17 protein-coding genes are annotated in these 16,449 nt (G+C 71.9%); 10 read left to right on the top strand and 7 right to left on the bottom strand.

Annotated elements, in window-relative coordinates; all coding sequences use genetic code 11:
• Window positions 1-157: 157 nt before the first annotated feature.
• The gene (locus FZO89_RS05055; RefSeq protein WP_149104046.1) at window positions 158-3,706 is read left to right on the top strand and encodes a sensor histidine kinase; all 3,549 of its coding nucleotides are present in this window, start codon (window positions 158-160) and stop codon (window positions 3,704-3,706) included.
• A 35-nt stretch (window positions 3,707-3,741) separates the two neighbouring features.
• Here the strand turns inward: FZO89_RS05055 and hemE are convergent, their stop codons facing one another.
• The 4 genes from hemE to FZO89_RS05035 form a co-directional block, all read right to left on the bottom strand.
• Entirely contained in the window at window positions 3,742-4,830 is a 1,089-nt protein-coding gene (gene hemE / locus FZO89_RS05050; RefSeq protein ID WP_149102224.1) for a uroporphyrinogen decarboxylase, read from the bottom strand.
• Window positions 4,831-4,999: 169 nt separating this feature from the next.
• Entirely contained in the window at window positions 5,000-5,254 is a 255-nt protein-coding gene (locus tag FZO89_RS05045) for a WGR domain-containing protein (protein WP_149102223.1), read from the bottom strand.
• 112 nt (window positions 5,255-5,366) lie between these two features.
• A complete protein-coding gene (gene aroB / locus FZO89_RS05040) occupies window positions 5,367-6,455 on the bottom strand; it encodes a 3-dehydroquinate synthase (protein ID WP_149102222.1) in 1,089 nt (362 codons plus the stop codon).
• Entirely contained in the window at window positions 6,452-7,012 is a 561-nt protein-coding gene (locus FZO89_RS05035; RefSeq protein WP_149102221.1) for a shikimate kinase, read from the bottom strand. The genes aroB and FZO89_RS05035 overlap by 4 nt, the downstream gene beginning before the upstream one ends.
• A 101-nt stretch (window positions 7,013-7,113) precedes the next feature.
• Between FZO89_RS05035 and FZO89_RS05030 the strand changes: the two genes are divergently transcribed.
• Window positions 7,114-7,317, top strand: a complete 204-nt coding sequence (locus tag FZO89_RS05030; protein WP_149102220.1) for a dodecin family protein — start codon at window positions 7,114-7,116, stop codon at window positions 7,315-7,317.
• Between the two features lie 8 nt (window positions 7,318-7,325).
• Here FZO89_RS05030 and FZO89_RS05025 read toward each other — a convergent pair whose 3' ends face one another.
• Entirely contained in the window at window positions 7,326-10,079 is a 2,754-nt protein-coding gene (locus FZO89_RS05025; protein ID WP_149102219.1) for a protein kinase domain-containing protein, read from the bottom strand.
• Window positions 10,080-10,232: 153 nt separating this feature from the next.
• Here FZO89_RS05025 and FZO89_RS05020 point away from each other — a divergent pair, with 153 nt between their 5' ends.
• Window positions 10,233-11,126, top strand: a complete 894-nt coding sequence (locus FZO89_RS05020) for an OmpA family protein (RefSeq protein WP_149102218.1) — start codon at window positions 10,233-10,235, stop codon at window positions 11,124-11,126.
• Between the two features lie 87 nt (window positions 11,127-11,213).
• A complete protein-coding gene (locus FZO89_RS05015; protein ID WP_149102217.1) occupies window positions 11,214-12,164 on the top strand; it encodes a hypothetical protein in 951 nt (316 codons plus the stop codon).
• Window positions 12,165-12,180: 16 nt separating this feature from the next.
• Here FZO89_RS05015 and FZO89_RS18460 read toward each other — a convergent pair whose 3' ends face one another.
• Window positions 12,181-12,330 (bottom strand): hypothetical protein, encoded by a 150-nt coding sequence (locus tag FZO89_RS18460; protein WP_187471047.1) that lies wholly within the window; start codon window positions 12,328-12,330, stop codon window positions 12,181-12,183.
• A gap of 39 nt (window positions 12,331-12,369) precedes the next feature.
• Between FZO89_RS18460 and FZO89_RS05010 the strand changes: the two genes are divergently transcribed.
• From FZO89_RS05010 to FZO89_RS04995, 4 genes are all read left to right on the top strand, one after another.
• Window positions 12,370-12,993, top strand: a complete 624-nt coding sequence (locus tag FZO89_RS05010; protein WP_187471046.1) for a hypothetical protein — start codon at window positions 12,370-12,372, stop codon at window positions 12,991-12,993.
• A gap of 4 nt (window positions 12,994-12,997) precedes the next feature.
• The gene (locus FZO89_RS05005; protein ID WP_149102215.1) at window positions 12,998-13,297 is read left to right on the top strand and encodes a hypothetical protein; all 300 of its coding nucleotides are present in this window, start codon (window positions 12,998-13,000) and stop codon (window positions 13,295-13,297) included.
• A gap of 102 nt (window positions 13,298-13,399) precedes the next feature.
• Window positions 13,400-13,672: a DUF4282 domain-containing protein gene (locus tag FZO89_RS05000; protein ID WP_149102214.1), complete on the top strand. Its 273-nt coding sequence runs from the start codon at window positions 13,400-13,402 to the stop codon at window positions 13,670-13,672.
• A gap of 137 nt (window positions 13,673-13,809) precedes the next feature.
• Window positions 13,810-14,319, top strand: coding sequence for a hypothetical protein (locus FZO89_RS04995; RefSeq protein WP_149102213.1), 510 nt, complete (start codon window positions 13,810-13,812; stop codon window positions 14,317-14,319).
• 215 nt (window positions 14,320-14,534) lie between these two features.
• On the opposite strand, the gene FZO89_RS04990 is transcribed toward FZO89_RS04995, so the two are convergent.
• The gene (locus FZO89_RS04990) at window positions 14,535-15,368 is read right to left on the bottom strand and encodes a kinase (protein WP_149102212.1); all 834 of its coding nucleotides are present in this window, start codon (window positions 15,366-15,368) and stop codon (window positions 14,535-14,537) included.
• 17 nt (window positions 15,369-15,385) lie between these two features.
• Between FZO89_RS04990 and pdxH the strand changes: the two genes are divergently transcribed.
• Complete coding sequence (gene pdxH / locus FZO89_RS04985) at window positions 15,386-15,988, top strand: pyridoxamine 5'-phosphate oxidase (RefSeq protein ID WP_149102211.1); 603 nt, start codon at window positions 15,386-15,388, stop codon at window positions 15,986-15,988.
• Complete coding sequence (gene aac(6') / locus FZO89_RS04980) at window positions 15,985-16,449, top strand: aminoglycoside 6'-N-acetyltransferase (RefSeq protein WP_425480420.1); 465 nt, start codon at window positions 15,985-15,987, stop codon at window positions 16,447-16,449. The genes pdxH and aac(6') overlap by 4 nt, the downstream gene beginning before the upstream one ends.

The raw sequence follows: 16,449 nt of genomic DNA, 5'->3' as shown, positions 1-16,449 counted from the left end.
GGTCCAGCTGCATTCTAGGCCCCGCTGCGGGCAGGCGCCGGGGTTGCGCGGGCAACGTTGCGTTGCGAGGATGCGGATCGGGTGCCGCGACTGGCCAGGGACAGGGCACGACGGGGACCGGGGAGGCCGGGTGCGGACGATCGTCTGGACAGCATGGATGTGGTGGCTGCTCGCGCTGGCGCCTGCGCGTGCGGACGAGCCGCCGCTCGAGGCCGCCCACCTGCCGATGCCGCGCCAGATCAGCGTGTACGACGGCCTGCCGTCGAACCGGATCAACGCGCTCGCCGAGGATCGCCAGGGCTACCTGTGGATCGCGACGCGCGACGGCCTGGCGCGCTACGACGGCGTCGGCTACCGGATCTGGCGCGCCGACGACGGGCTCGGCGGCAACCACATCTGGACGGTCTTCGTCGACGACCGCGACCGCGTCTGGATCGGCACCAACAACGCCGGCCTGGCGATGCTCGACCCGCAGCGCCGCTCGTTCGTCCATTACAACCGCGATACCCACCCGCAGATCGGCAGCAACGACGTGTGGTCGGTCGCGCAGACGCCGGATGGCGCGATCTGGTTCGGCACCTCCGACGGCGGCCTGCACCGGCTCGACGACAGTGGCACGATCCGGCGATTCATGCCCGATGCGGACGATCCGCGCAGCCTGCCGTCGCCGGCGGTGACCTGGCTGCGGGTCGACCGCGAAGGCGTGCTCTGGGTCGGCACCTACAACGGCGCGGCCCGCTGGACAGGCAACGGTTTCGACCGCCTGTTGCAAGACCTGGGGCCGAACCCGGCGGTGAACGCGCTGGTGCCCGACCGCGCCGGCGACATGTGGATCGGCACGTCCACCGCCGCCTACGTCTACCGCAACCGGAATGGCGCGATCGAGCCTGCACCGTGGCGCGATCCCGTCCTCGACCATCCGCCCCTGGGCATGCTGGTCGAGGATCGCCAGGGTGCGCACTGGCTGGACACCCGCAGCGGCCTGGCGATCGAACGCGGCGGCGTGGTCTACGACGTGCCGCTGTACAGCAACACCAGCCGCGGACTGGTGCGGCCGTCGTGGTCGGCGGCGCTCGAGGATCGCGAGGGCGGACTGTGGTTCGGCAGCACCGAGACCGGGTTGTGGCACCTGCCCGCCAACTGGCGCAATTTCACCGTGCTGCGCCGGCAGCTCGACGATCCGGCCTCCTCCGGCAATGCCTTCGTGCACAGCGTCACCTCCGCGCGCGATGGCGGGCTCTGGCTGGTGGGGACCGGCGGCGTGCTCGACTGGCTGGATCCGGGCAAGGCGCGCATCGAGCATCGGCTCACCAGGGTGTGCGGCGACCGGCTGCCGTACGTCGCGCGCGAGATGCGCGATCGCAGCGTGTGGATCGGTTGCCATGGCTCGCTCACGCGCTACGTGCCCGCGACCGGCGAGATCCGGCGCTGGCACGCGGACGATCCGGTCGATCCGTCACCGGCCGGCATCGTCATCCAGATCGCCGAGGAGCCGGACGGGTCGGTCTGGGTGGGCGCGGCGGATGCGTTGCAACTGCGTTCGCCCGGAGGCGCGCTGCGGAGGCTGGTGGTGGCGGGCGGTCCGGAGGGGTTTCCGGCCAACAACGCGCTGCAGCAGATGTCGCGCGGGCCGGACGGCGCGCTGTGGCTGGCCACCAGCGGCGGGCTGCTGATGTGGAATGCGGGCGAGCGCCGCTTCGAGCCGGTGCCCGGAGGACCGCACTGGCAGGTGTTCGTGTTCGGCTTCGCACCCGACGACACGGTCTGGGTGGGCGGCAACGGGGTGCTGGTGTCGTATCGCTGGACCGGCGCCGAACTCATCGCCGAGCGGACCGTCGACGCGCGCCAGGGCCTGCCTGCGGTGGCGCCGGGCGGACTGGTCGCCGACGATCTCGGCGTTGTTTGGATGACCACCCCGCGCGGACTGGTGCGCTACGACCCCGGGCGCGACCGCCTGCGCGTGTACAGCGTGCTCGACGGCCTGCCCAGCCAGCAGTTCAGCGACTACCAGTTCGAACCTTCGGCGCGTGGCTTCATCGGCGTCGGAACCGCCGACGGACTGCTGCTGTTCCATCCGCGCCATGTGCAGGTCAGCGAGCGCGCACCCACCCTGTCGATCGAATCGGTCAGCGTGCGCCGTGGCGAGGCCACCATCGCGCTGGCCGCCGACGCGCCGATCGTGCTGCGTCACGAAGACCGCGACCTGCGCGTGGCCGCGCGACTGCTCTCGTTCACCGACGCGCATGCGCACCGCTACCGCTACCGGCTCGAGGGCTACGACCCGGAATGGGTCGAGGTGGGCTCGAACGGCGAGCGGCTGTTCCCGAGCCTCGGTCATGGCGACTACGTCCTGGAGGTGCAGGCGCGCACTGCCGACCTGGACTGGACGCCGGCGCAGCGCCTTCGATTCGTGGTGCAGGAGCCGTGGTGGCGCACCACGTGGGCCAGGCTCGCCTGGGTGCTGTCGGCGCTGCTGCTGCTGGCGCTGGTGGCGCACCAGTACCGCGCGCGCCTCAAGCGCCGCCACGCATGGCAGCTGGCCGAGGAGAAACGCGAACTGGCCGAGCAGGCGTCGCTGGCGAAGACCCGGTTCCTCGCCACCCTCGGGCACGAGGTGCGCACCCCGATGACCGGAGTGCTGGGCATGAGCGAACTGCTCGCCAGCACCGATCTCGATGCGCGCCAGCGTGGGCACGTCGAGTCGATCCGGCGTGCGGGCGAACACCTGCTGCGCCTGGTCAACGACGCGCTGGACCTGGCAAAGATCGAGGCCGACCGGCTGGAACTCGACGAACAGCCTTTCGACCTGCACGCGTTGATCCGGGAAACCGTCGAATTCTGCCGTCCGCTGGCGCAGCAGCGAGGCCTGGCCTTCGACAGCAACATCGCCGACGGGGTGCCGCGCTGGGTGCAGGGCGACGTCGGGCGCGTGCGTCAGATCCTGCTCAACCTGCTCGGCAACGCGGTCAAGTTCACCGAACGCGGCAGCGTCACCCTGAAGGCCGAGCCGCGCCGGCCCTCCGGCGTCTGCCTGACCGTGCGCGATACCGGCCCTGGCCTGAACGAGGAACAGAAGCAGCGGCTGTTCCGGCGTTTCGAGCAGGCCGACGGTGCGCGCACCAGCACCCGCTACGGCGGCAGCGGACTGGGACTGGCCATCTCGCAGGAACTTGCCGCGGCGATGGGCGGGCGCATCGAGATCGACAGCACGCCCGGCGCGGGCACCAGCTTCCTGGTCGAGCTGCCGCTGCGGGCCGTGCGGGCCGTGCGGGCACCGGCGGGCGCCAGCGTCGAACGTGCCGTCCGCGCCGATCGCCTGGCGTTGCTGCTCGTGGAGGACGACGCCACCATCGCCGAGGTGGTGGCGGGCCTGCTGGAAGGACAGGGCCACCGCGTCGTCCATGTCGCGCACGGCCTGGCGGCCCTGTCGGAGATCGCGGCGCAGTCGTTCGACGCCGCATTGCTCGACCTCGACCTGCCCGGGATCGATGGCCTGACGCTGGCCCAGCTGATGCGGCAGAAGGGATTCGCGCGGCCGCTGATCGCGGTCACCGCCCGTGCCGACGGCGAGGCCGAGGCCGCCACCCAGCAGGCGGGCTTCGACGCCTTCCTGCGCAAGCCGGTGACGGGCGCGATGCTGGCCGAGGTGCTGCGCGTCGCACAGCAGGCGAACAACCGGTCTCCCGAGGATCCGGCAAGCTCCTGACGCCGCGCACCCGCTCCGGTTGTGCCGGGCTGCCGTCAGCGCGCGCTGTAGCCGTGCACCTCGTCCACCAGCACCGCGACGTGGTCGGGGTTCATGTCGGGCGACATGCCGTGTCCGAGGTTGAACACGTGGCCGTCGCGCGAACCGCCGTTGCCGTCGCGGTAGCTGTCGAGCGCGCGACGCACTTCGCGGCGGATGGCGTCGGGCGAGCCGTACAGCGTGGCCGGATCCAGGTTGCCCTGGAGTGCGACCTTGCCCTGCGTGCGGTGCGCGGCTTCGCCGAGTTCGACCAGCCAGTCGACGCCGACGCCCTCGGCGCCGGAGTCCGCGAGATCCGCAAGATAGGCCGCATTGCCCTTGCCGAACAGGATCAGCGGCGTGCGCTGCGCAGCGTCACCGGCGCTTGCATCGGTACGGGGAAGTTCGCGCGCGATCCGCTGCAGGTAGGGAAGCGAGAACTCGCGATACATGGCGGGCGACAGCACGCCGCCCCAGGTGTCGAACACCTGCAGCGCCTGGGCACCGGCGGCCCGCTGCGCGGACAGGTAGGCGATCACCGCATCCGTGTTCACCGCCAGCAGCCGGTGCAGCGTGGCCGGGTCGTTGAGCGCCAGCGCCTTGATCCGCGCGAAGTCCTTGCTGCCGCCGCCTTCGACCATGTAACAGGCCAGGGTCCACGGACTGCCGGAGAAGCCGATCAGCGGCACCGAACCGCCCAGTTCGCGGCGGATCACGCGCACCGCGTCCATCACGTAGCGCAGTTCGGTCTCCATGTCGGGTACGTCCAGCCTCCCGGCATCGGCGGCGCTGCGCACGGTGCGCTCGAACTTCGGGCCTTCGCCTTCGACGAAATACAGGCCCAGGCCCATCGCGTCGGGGATGGTGAGGATGTCGGAGAACAGGATCGCGGCATCGAGGTCGAACCGGCGCAGCGGCTGCAGGGTCACTTCGCAGGCGATCTCCGGGTTCTTGGCCATGCCGAGGAAACTGCCGGCGGCCTTGCGCGTGGCGCGGTACTCGGGCAGGTAGCGGCCGGCCTGGCGCATCAGCCACACGGGCGTGCGGTCCACGGGTTCGCGGCGCAGGGCGCGCAGGAAACGATCGTTCTTCAGGGGGCTGGTCATGTGGTTCCGTGTGCGGTCATCGGTGCGGACGAATGCGATGGGTTGCCGCTGCGGACGAAGCGGGGGCGCCGGCCCCGGGTCCGGGGCGGTCGGACATGAAGCGGGTTCCTCGCTACGCCCGCAATGACATGGATGCGAAGGAGGGCCGGCGTCCCGGCGGGAGATGGCGTCACTTCGGCGCGCTCGTGCCTTCGGCGTACATCAGCTGGAAGCCACGCCTGAGCTGGGCATCGCGCGCCTGCTCGAGTGCGGCCAGCGCGCCGGCGTGGTCCATGAACAGTTCGCGCCGCAGGGTGCTGCGGCCGCCGGTCTGGCCGGTTTCGCGCAGCAGGGTCCAGCCGCCGAGCAGGTCGGGCTGCAGCGTCAGCTGCACGAAGCGGGGGGCTTCGCGGCCATCGGGGCGTTGTTGCAGGAGCAGGCGCATGGGCCGGGCATTGTACGTCGTGCCTGTCCAGATGCCGCGGCGGTGGCGGGCTGCAGCCGGGTTGGATCGCGCGGCGCGGGCAAAGCAGTACCCGTGCCGACGAAGGGCCCGCTCAGCCGCGCAGCACCTCGCGCACTGCATCCTCGGGCACGTCCGCCAGCACCCGCGCGCGCCCCGCACCGTCCCAGACGATGAAGCGCAGGCCGCCGGACTGCGCCTTCTTGTCCAGGCGCATGTGCGCGACCAGCGCATCCGCGTCGAGGCCCGGGGGCGCGTCCACCGGCAGGCCCAGCCGCTGCAGCAGGCCGCGCAGTCGCGCCGTGTCGGCAGGCGATGCCAGCCCCAGGCGTTCCGACAGCCTCGCCGCCTGCACCATGCCCACCGCGACCGCCTCGCCGTGGACCAGTCCGCCGTAGCCCTGTTCGGTCTCGATGGCGTGGCCGAAGGTGTGGCCGAAGTTGAGCAGGGCGCGCTCGCCGTGCTCGAACGGATCGCGCTCGACGATCGCGGCCTTGTGCGCGCAACTGCGGGCGATCGCCTCGGCCAGGACGTCGTCGTCGCCGGCCAGCAGCGCATCTGCATGCGCCTCCAGCCAGTCGAGGAACGGCGCATCGACGATCGCGCCGTACTTCACCACCTCGGCCAGCCCCGCCCGCAGTTCCCGCGCCGGCAGCGTGCGCAGGCTGCCGGTGTCGGCCAGCACCGCGCGCGGCGGATGGAAGGCACCCACCAGGTTCTTGCCCTGCGGCAGGTCGACCGCGGTCTTGCCGCCGACCGATGAGTCGACCATCGCCAGCAGCGTGGTCGGCAACTGCACGCAGTCGATCCCGCGCATCCACGCGGCCGCGGCGAAGCCGGCGAGGTCGCCGACCACGCCGCCGCCGAGCGCGTACACCGTGGCGTCGCGACGCATGCCGGCCTCGGCGATCGCCGAGATCGCGCGACCGAACCCCTCCAGGGTCTTCGATGCTTCTCCCGCCGGCAGCGTCCAGTGCCCGATGCGCAAGCCCGGACGCGCGCGCGCCAGCGCATCGACCACGCGCTGCAGGTACAGCGGCGCGACGCTGTCGTCGCTGATCACGAACGCGTCGCTGCCGCGCAGGGTCGAGGCCAGCCGCTCGCCATCGTCGAGCAGCCCCGGGCCGATGCTGATGTGGTAGGGGTGGGCGCCGCCCACGGCGACCGTGCGGTCGTGGCTCATGCAGGGTGTTCCTGGAGATCGGGACGGGCGGCGCGTGTCCACTGCGCATCGAGCAGGCGTGCCAGCTGCGCGGCGGCCTGCGGCGGAAACAGCGCGTCGGTGTCGAAGCACAGGTCGGCGACCTCGGCGTACAGCGGCGCGCGCAGTTCCGACAGGCGCCGCAGCACCTGCTCGCGATCGTCGCCGGCGAGCAACGGGCGGCTGCGGTCGCGCGCCAGCCGTTCCAGTTGCCGGGCCAGGCTGACCTGCAGGTGGACGACGAAACCCCGCGCGCGCATTCGCTCCCGGCTGCCGGGGTCGAGCACCGCACCCCCGCCGGTCGCCACCACCAAGCCCTCGCGTTGCAGCAGGGCCTCGAGCGCGGCCGCCTCGCGCGCGCGGAAGCCCGCTTCGCCCTCGCATTCGAAGATGGTGGCGACGCTCGCGCCGGTACGCGCCTCGATCTCGCGGTCGGCATCGACGAACGCCAGGCCGAACCTTCCGGCCAGGCGCTTGCCGATCGAAGACTTGCCGGCACCCATCGGTCCGACGAGCACGAGGTTCGGGGCGGGATTCATCCGCCGGATCCTAGCAGGCCGAGCGGCCTGGCCGCCGCGTTCACGGCGCATGGCGCAGGCTGTGGGGTCCGGCAATGTCGCCGGCAGCAAGGAGGTCCAACATGGCCGTCGCCAAGATCATCGAGATCAATTCATCGTCCGCCACCAGCATCGAGGACGCGGTGCGGTCGGGCCTGAAGAAGTCCGCGGAAACGGTCAAGAACATCCAGGGCGCCTGGATCAACGAAACCAAGGTCGTCACCGACGCGGATGGCAACATCACCGAGTGGCGCGTGAACATGCGGGTGACCTTCGTGGTCGATTGACCACGCGGCTATTCCACGGGGGCGCGGTCGTCTCCGGAAAGTAGCGCCTGCAACTGTCCGATGTCGGCGGTGTCCTCGCTGCCGAGCGCGACCAGTGCAGGCACCGCCTCGGCCAGCAGCGCGCGCCCGGCGTCGACATCGCCCGACTGCAGGAGCAGGCGGCCGCGCAGCGCGCGCAGGCGCTGTTCCCAGCCCGGCGTGGAGTCGCCGGCGGTGAGCGAGGCGACGTTGAGCCCGTCGACCATGCGCAATCCCTCTGCGTAGCGGCCCTGGTCGGCAAGCGCCTTGGCCAGCGCGTAGCGGAAGCTGTGGGCGGCGACATTGTCCTCGCCGTAGCGCTCGCGCAGCCCGCGCTCGGCCTGGCGCAGGTAGTCCAGGCCGGTCTCGCGCTCGCCGCAGTCGTACTCCTTGAAGCCGAGGTTGCCGGTCTCGATCAGCGTGGCCTGGCGCTGCGCGCCGTAGCGCGCGACCATGCGCCCGTGCACGATCCGCGCGATCTCCAGCGCACGGTCGCAGTCGCCCGCGTAGTCGTGGATGCTGGCGACGGTGGAGAGCTGCACCAGGGTGGAATAGTCGTCCGGGCCGAGGATGCGCTCGGTGGTCGCTGCGGCGGCCTGCGCCAGCGGCAAGGCCTCGTCGTAGCGGCCGAGGTTGCGCAACGCCCTTGCCAGCATGATCCGCTGGCCCGCGGCCTTACCCTCGCCGATGCGGCGTGCGTCGAACAGCGGATCGGCCAGCATCGCGCGCAGCTGCGAGATGGCGCCGGTGAGATCGCCCTGTCGCAGCGCGCCGTCGGCCAGGCTCTCGCGGATCGCGACCGCGGTCAGCGCATCGTCCGGGCGCAGCAGGCGCTGCAGGCGGTCGGCGCGGCGATAGGCCTGGAGCGCGGGTTCGATCTGCAGTTGCTGGAAGTGGAAGACGCCGCGCGCATAGGCCGCCTCGAGCGCCAGTTCGTCGTCGTCGTCGAGTCGCTGCCCGGCGGCGGCGTCGGTGCCGGCGAGCAGCCCGTGCGCTTCCGCGATGTGCTGCGGCGTGTTCGAGTACGCGAGCGTGCGCACCAGCGCATAGCGCGTCCGCAGCGTCAATGCATCCGACGCGCCGAAGGCCCGCGCGTAATACCGCTCGGCATCGCGCAGGTGGTCGATGCTGCGTTCGCGGTCGCCCAGCGTGCGCCAGGCCTGGCCCAGCGCGGCGTGCACGCCGCCGCGGGTGGCGGGATCGTCGGAAAACCGTTCGGCGACCCGGGTCGAGGCCAGTTCCAGCACTTCGCGCATGCTCGGGTCGCGTTCGAAACCGCTGCCGCCGGGGCTGAGCGCGCCGAGCAGGTCGTCGCTCAGGAAGTTCGCCACCGCTTCGGCGCGCGCGGCCTGCATGGTCGCGGACTCGCGCAGCCGTTCGCTGCGGTACCACAGCAGCGAGCTGGCCAGCAGGCCGATGCTGAGCACGGCGATGGTGGCCACGATCCATGGCCGCCGCGCATGCGTGCGCTCGAGCGCGCGGCGTGCGAGGAGGGCCGCTTCCGCGGCGTCGGCCCGGCGCGCCGCGTCCTCGCGGCGGCGGGGCAGGGAGGCCAGTCGGTCGATCAGTTCGGCCACGCTGCCCAGCCGCCGTGCGGGGTCGCCGTCGGTGGCGCGGGTGATGTCCTCCACCAGAAGCGGATCGTCGATGTCGCGTTCCCAGCCCGGCGCCATCGGCCGGCGCAGGTCGCCGACCAGGAGCTGGTAGAGCAGGATGCCGAGCGCGTAGAGGTCGCTGCGCACCGTCGGTGGCTGGCCCGCGACAAGTTCCGGCGCGAGATACAGCGGGGTTCCGGAGCCGTCTCCGGGAAGTGCGCCTGTCAGGGTGAGGCCGAGACCGGTGATGCCCAGTTCGGCCAGCCGTTCGGGTTGCAGCAGGCGGCTGTTGCCGAAGTCGGTGAGGCAGGCCTGCCAGTGCCCGTCCTGGCGGCGGCGCACCAGCACGTTCGCCGGCTTGATGTCCTTGTGCAGCACCCCGACCCCGTGCGCCGCATCCACCGCCGCCGCGATCTGCAGGAAGAACGCGAGGCGCTGCGGCGCCGGCCAGCCGGCGAGCACGTCGTGACTGTCCGCCCATTCGGGCAGCGACTCGCCGCCGTACTCGCATTCGAGGAAGCAGGGGTCGGACTCGAAGTTCCAGTCCAGCACGCGGACGAAGTCCTCGCGCTCGCCCAGGGTGTCGCGCAGCACGCGCATCAGCGTGGCCTCGCGCTTGATCGCCGTCAGCCGCTCGCCGCCGAGGCTGAACTTGAACACGCGGGACTCGCGGCTGCGCGGGTGCCGCGCCAGCCAGACCTCGCTGCCGAGGGTGTGCCCGAGCGCGCGTTCGAGCAGGAAGTGCTCGCGGCCGGGCACCGGCTGGCCCCGCTCCAGCTTCAGTTCGCTGCCGGGACGCTGGCCGACCGCGATCCGTTCGAGCGGACCGTCGAAGCGGTAGCCGATCCGGGGCACGGTCGCGATCCGGCCCTCGCCGCCGGCGTCCAGCGCCTTGCGCAGCTTGCCGATCGCGGTCGCGAGGACGTGGTCCACGGTGACGCGACCGGCCCAGACCGTTTCGAACAGCTCTTCCTTGGTCACCACCTCGCCGGCGTGGCGCAGCAGCAGGGCCAGCACCTGCAGCGGCTTGTGCTCGATCTCGACCGGCAGGCCGGACACGCGCAGTTCGTGGCGCGCCTCGTCGAATTCCACCGCGCCGAAGCGCCAGCGATAGACCCGGGTATCGCGCTGCGGGAGATCCGGTGGCATGCCCCGATGATAGCCAGCGGGAGCGGCGCAGGGGTGCGGTTCGCCGCCGGTGACGCCCGCGGATGGGTGGCTTGAAGGTTCCTTGAACGCGGCGCGAGGACTTGCCCGGCAGCGCCGCGCAGTCTCCAGGCATCTCGCGGCGGGAGATCCGGAATGCGCAGCACCAGGGGCCTACTGGGCACGTTCGCGGCAGCGGCGCTGGCCTGCGTGCTGGCCGCGCAGGCCGCGGTCGCCGCCGGCGCAAGGCCGGGCACCGACCCCGGTCCGCGGACGGTCGTGGGCGAATGGGTCGGCACCTACGTCTGCGCGCAGGGACTGACCGGCCTGACCCTGAGCATCGCCGAGGCCACCCCGACCAGTGCGCGGGCGCTGTTCCACTTCTACGCCGATCCGCGCAACCCGAAGGTGCCGACCGGCTGCTTCACGATGGACGGCGACTACGATCCGGGCACCGGCCGGCTACGGCTCCGGGGCGGGCAGTGGCGGCTGCGGCCCGGCGGCTACCGGATGGTGGACTTCGACGGCCACGTCGATGCGCAGGGCGGGCGCTTCAGCGGCAAGGTCGGGGGCGCTGCGGCCTGCAAGCGGTTCGACCTCGGACGCCGGCCCTCGCCGGCGCCGGCGAGGGCCGAATGCGCGATCGCCATGCCGGTGGCGCAGCCCGGACTGGTCGATGCCGGCGGCATCGGCGCGGCGCTCGCCGCGGACGGACGGATCGATCTCGACATCCTGTTCGACTTCGGCCAGGCCACGCTGCGCAGCGACGGCATCGGCCAGCTCGATGAACTGGGCCGGATCCTGCTGTCGCCCGCACTGTCGCAGCGCCGGGTCGGCCTGCATGGACACACCGACGCGGTCGGCCGCGCGGACGCGAACCGCGCTCTGTCCGGGCGCCGCGCGCAGGCCGTGCGCGACTACCTGGTCACGCGTTTCGCCTTCCCGCCCGGTCGCCTCGAGGTGCGTGGCCACGGCGAGGATCGACTGAAGCTGCCCGCCGCGCCGGAGGATCCGGTCAACCGGCGGGTCGAGGTGCTGCTGCTGGACTGAATGCGGTCGCGCGGCGGGCCCGGGCACGCCGGGACGACATGAACCGGCCGGACGGGAACCTACCGGCCACGTGATGGGAGAGAAGCAATGCACGATATCCGGACGCAATGGGGGGTGTGCCTGGCCGCCACGCTCGCGCTCGCCGCCTGCGGCGGCACGCGGGAGGAAGATGCGGGCTCCGGCGGCGAATCGGCCGCCACAGACGGCGCCGCGCCCGCGGCCGTCGCGGACGGCAGCGCCGCGCTGCGCTGTCCGCCAGAGGTCCGGACGGAGCTGTCCGGACCCGACATCATCGGCATCCGGATCGGCATGAGCGCCGACGAGGCCCTGGCCACGACGCGTTGCGCGCTCGGCGAGGATGCGCAGGTCAAGCCCGGCAACCGCTGGCTCGACCGGCTCGAGACCCACGGGGTCGAACTGGGCACGCAGACCTTCACCGTGCGCAAGGGCGAGCACCGCCCGTGCAACTTCCAGCGCGAGTGGCAGGAGTGCGAGGGCGGTCTGAAATGGGAACACGTCGACGAGATCGTCACCGTGGCCACGCCCGGAGCGCCGGGGAAGGAGACCGCTCTGGGCGTGTGGCGTACGCAGACGTTCCGCGAGGGCTCGATGCCGCCGGTGCAGGCGCTGCTCGATGCGCTGGCGTCCAAGTACGGCCCGCCCCAGATCGCCGAGGCCTCCGACAAGCCGCGCGGCTACACCGCAGGATATCGCGACCTCGAGTGGATGTTCGACCAGGCGGGCCAGCCACTGGCCGAGGCCAACCCGATGTTCTCGCGCTGTCGCGGCGCCGTGCATGCGTACAAGGGCAACACCAGCGCGCGCTGGAACGACGGCTGCGGACTGAACATCCGCGCGCGGGTGTCGCTGAGCGGCGGGAACCCGGGCCTGGCGATGGAACTGGGCAGCGCGATGCTGCACCAGGGCGAGCTGTTCGCGCAGGTCGAGGCGATGCAGGCCGAACTGCAGCAACTCGGCCAGGCGCGCCGCGAGGCGGAAGTGCAGCAGGCAGGGGAGGCGGGCGATGTGCGCCTGTGATCGCGCGCGACGCGCGCTAGATGCGGTCCTCGCCGCGGCGCTGCTGGCACTGGTGGCCTGTGGCGGTGGCAGCGGCGACCAGCCCGCTGGCGACGGTGAGACCGCCGCGGCCCTGTCCGCCGCCGCTGCAGGCGCGCAGCAGGGGTCGCCCGTGGGCCAAAGGCATGCCGGCGCATCCAGCGCGTCGCCATCGGCCGTTACCGCGATGGCGCCCGCGGCCGCCAGCGGCTTCGGTACCCGCGAACTCGCCCATCCCGAGGACCTGCAGATGGTGCTGCTCGGCTACCGGCTGCAAGGCCGCGAACCGCCACTCGCCGAATGGGCGGCCGCGCAGCATGCGGTGGCGAGGGCGAACGAGTTCGAGCGCGACGAGGTGCGCGGGCAGGAGCAGGCGCGCCTGCAGGCGGTCTACGACGGCACCGATGGCGTCGGCCTGCTGCGGCTCAACGTCAGCGCGACCTTCAGCGAGTACGACGCCTCGCGTGGCGGCTACTACCTCGACGCATTCACCCCCGGCAGCGCGTTCCGCTTCTCGGCGCGCGCGGCGCCCCCGCCGTTCCAGGAGGAGGTCGTGAGCCTGCGCATCGACAACCCCGGGGAGCTGAACTTCTGGCCGCTGGATCCGGCCGCAGCGCAGGACGTCCTCGCCAGGAACGACGACCAGCGCCGCGTCACGCTCGACAGCCGCCTGCGCCTGACCGGCATCCGCCGCCGCGGCGACGGAGTGGAACTCAGCGCGACCCTGCTGGGGTACGGGATCGTCAGCACGAGGTACCGGCAGCCGGCGCTGCTGGGCGAGCGCCGTTTCGACGGGAAGGACGGAGGGTGACGGGATGAAGACCAGGGCCTGGCTGTTGTCGATCCCGCTGGTCGTACTCGCCGGTTGCGGCGGTGGGCTGGCCGGGACGTTCGAGGACGAGATGGGACTGAGCACCTATACCTTCGAACGCGGCGGTCGCGTGGTGCAGTCGACCGCGCTCGCCGGGGTGGAGCTGGAGCTCCGCTACGAGATCGAGGGCGACCGGGTGCGGATCATGCATCCCGACGCTTCGGACGCGGCACTGGTGCTCACCCGCATCGACGCGGACACGCTGTCGGGGCCGATGGGGCTGCGCTTCGTGCGCAAGGAGTGAGGCGGGGCGGTCGCGGAGCGCCGGCCGCGCGCCGTCCGGCGGCCGCGAAGTGGGCGGGGCAGGCCGACGCTTCGCCGAGAAGACACCAACAGGAGAGACACCATGCGTGACCTGCTTCATTTCGATTCGATGATCACCCCGAAGATCGTCACCTTCATCTACTGGCTGCTGCTCGCGGCTTCGGCGGTCGCCGGGCTGGTGCTGCTGTCCAAGGGCTTCGGGGTGATGGAGTACTCGGGGTTCGCGGGTTTCGGCATGGTCGTCGCCGCGCCGATGCTGATCGCACTGATGGCGCTGCTGGCGCGCATCTACTGCGAAATCATGATCGTGCTGTTCAAGATCAACGAGGCCCTGCAGGACATGCGCAGGAAATAGCGGATGAGCGGCAGGCCCGGGCGGGAAGCGGCGCTCGCCGTGCCTCTGGTGCGATCCGGCTGCAGGTCCCGTGCGACCGGATCGAGACTCGTTCGTTGCACGGCCCACATCCATGATGACCGGGAGGAGGTCAAGCCATGGCGATGATCCAGCACATTCGCAAACGCATCGCGCTTGCCGGCCTCCTGGCGGCCGTCTGCGCGTCCTGCGAGGCGGCCGGGGACGTGTCCGCCGCCACGGATGCTCCGCCCGCGGCCGACGCGTCGGTCGTGGACGAACTGCCGCTGCGGCGCGGTTACTACGTCGCCGACGACACGCCCTGCGACGAGGCGTCCAATGCCACGCTGCACCTGATGCGCCGCGACGGCGACGGCTATGCCGGCTACACCACGCCGCCGTACTTCTGCAGGTTCATGCGGATCGAACGGACCGGCCCGTCCAGCTATCGGGTGACCGAGAAGTGCGAGCACGGCTATGGCGACGGAGGGCAAGGGCCCGCGGCCACCGTCTCCAGCTTCGAGATCCTGAGCGAGACCCGGTATCGCGCGAAGCGCGAGGACGGCTGGGAGAGCAGTTCAAGCCGCTGTCCCCGCCGGCAGCTGCCGGCCTTGTGGCGCGACAGCGATATCGGGGATTTCGTCGACTGAGCGTCCGCTGTTTCCGGTAGCCGGACGCGTGCCGGCGGCGTGCGCGAACGCCAGGTCCTCTTGCGGGCATGCTCGCCTCGCTTCTGGCGTTCCTGCGTCGCCGCGTCGCCGCCCTTCAGCGCCACCGGCGCGCGGGTCGTCCAGTACCGGCGGCTTCGCCCCGGATCCGCCGGCGGCTCTGGACCACGACGCGGCACTCGCCGCTGGCGGTGCGCCTAGACGCGCTCCCGCACGGGATCGGGGCGGGGTCTGCGGTCGGCGTCGAGCGCGACCACGACGTCGGCGATCGCGGGCAGCGCGCGCAGCGCGTGGCGGCTGACGCGCTCGTAGTGCTGCACGAACCGTTCGACCTGCGCGCGCGTCATGCCCGGGCGCGAGGGCTCGCGCGCCTGCAGCGCCTGCTCCTGTTGCCAGCGCCATCGGGGGACCACCTCGAAGCCCGGCGGCTGCAGGAACAGCAGGCGGTCCACGCGCCGCCATAACGCCGGGTAATCGCGGGCGAGCGCGTCGTTGCCGAACCCTCGCCAGCGGCCATCGGGATCCTCTTCGCGTTCCAACGCATTGACCGGCACGCGCAGCGCGTCGGCATCCTGTGGCGGCGTGCCGAGGCACCAGCCCTCGAACACGACCAGGTCGACGTCGGCCACCCGCCGCCACCGTGTGCGTGGCAGGCGGCGGTCACCGAGCTTGTCGAAGGCCGGCAGGGTCACGGAATCGCCGTCGCGCAGCGCGTCCAGGGTCGTGCAGGCGAGCGCCACCTCGTGCGTGCCCGGCGGACCGCGTGTGGCCAGCAGCGGGTGGACCCGGCGTGCGAGGCGCCGGCGTTGCGGCAGGTCGAGGTAGAAGGCGTCGAGCGACAGCGCCACCGCCCGCAGCCCGCGCATGTCGGCCGCGGCCACCAGTTGCGCTGCGAGGGTCGACTTGCCGGTGCCCTGCAGGCCGGAAAGACCGTACACCCGTGCGTCGTGCGCCAGCGCATCATCGAGCACGCCGGCGACGAAGGCCTCGTCGAAGCCGTCCGGCGGAACGGGATGCGCGGCGCGGGACATCGCGCCACAATAGCGCAATGGACTGTGCAGACCTCCAGGCCGAAGCCCTGGCCACGTTCGACACCCTGTTCGCCGAAGCGCTGGCCGCAGGCGAACCCGATCGCACCGCGATGACGGTGGCGACCGCGGCGCTGGACGCGCGCCCCTCGGCGCGCACGGTGCTGCTCAAGCAGCACGATGCGCGCGGCTTCGTGTTCTACACCCATCTGGACGGACGCAAGGGCCGCGAACTGCAGGTCAATCCGCAGGCGGCGCTGCTGTTCCACTGGCCGCGCGTGCGCAAGGGCGTGCAGGTGCGGATCGAGGGGAGCGTGGCCACGGTGCCGGACGAGGAGGCCGATGCCTACTTCGCCTCGCGTCCGCGCGTGAGCCAGCTCGGGGCCTGGGCCTCGCGGCAGTCGGAGACGCTGGACTCGCGCGAGGCGTTCGATGCGCGCGTGGAGGAGCTGGAGCGCGAGTTCGCGAACCGCGAGGTGCCGCGCCCGGCGCGCTGGACCGGGCTGCGCGTGCGCCCGGACCGCATCGAATTCTGGTACGGCGCCGAGTATCGGCTGCACGAGCGCTGGCTGTACGAATTCGACTGCACGGGACAGTGCAGCAAGCGGATGCTGTATCCGTGAAGGCCGAGGCGGGCTTCGCGGTGCGCCCGGTCGATCCGCTCGTGGACGCGGCCGCCTGGGGGCGCTTGCGGGTGGCGCTGTGGCCGGACGAGGCCGGCGTCGATGCGCCGCGGGAACTGCGGGCGGCACTGCAACCGGCGAGCGGCGCCTGCGTGCTGCTGGCGGTTTCGGTCGACGGCGAGGCCATCGGCTTCGCCGAGGCGCGGCGGCGTGTCGACTACGTCAACGGCACCGGGTCGTCGCCGGTCGGATTCCTCGAAGGCTGGTACGTTGCGCCGGCCTGGCGCGGGCGGGGCGTCGGCCGCGCGCTGGTCACCGGCGTCGAAGCGTGGACGCGCGCCATCGGCTGCGACGAACTGGCGTCCGACGCGCTGCTGGGCAACGTGCCGTCCCACGCCGCGCACCTGGGCTGCGGATTCGAGGAGACCGAACGCGTGGTCTACTTCCGCAAGCGGCTCTAG

It is taken from the genome of Luteimonas viscosa, assembly GCF_008244685.1.
Classification (GTDB): Bacteria; Pseudomonadota; Gammaproteobacteria; order Xanthomonadales; family Xanthomonadaceae; genus Luteimonas; species Luteimonas viscosa.
This window is presented reverse-complemented; position numbering and strand designations above follow the sequence as displayed.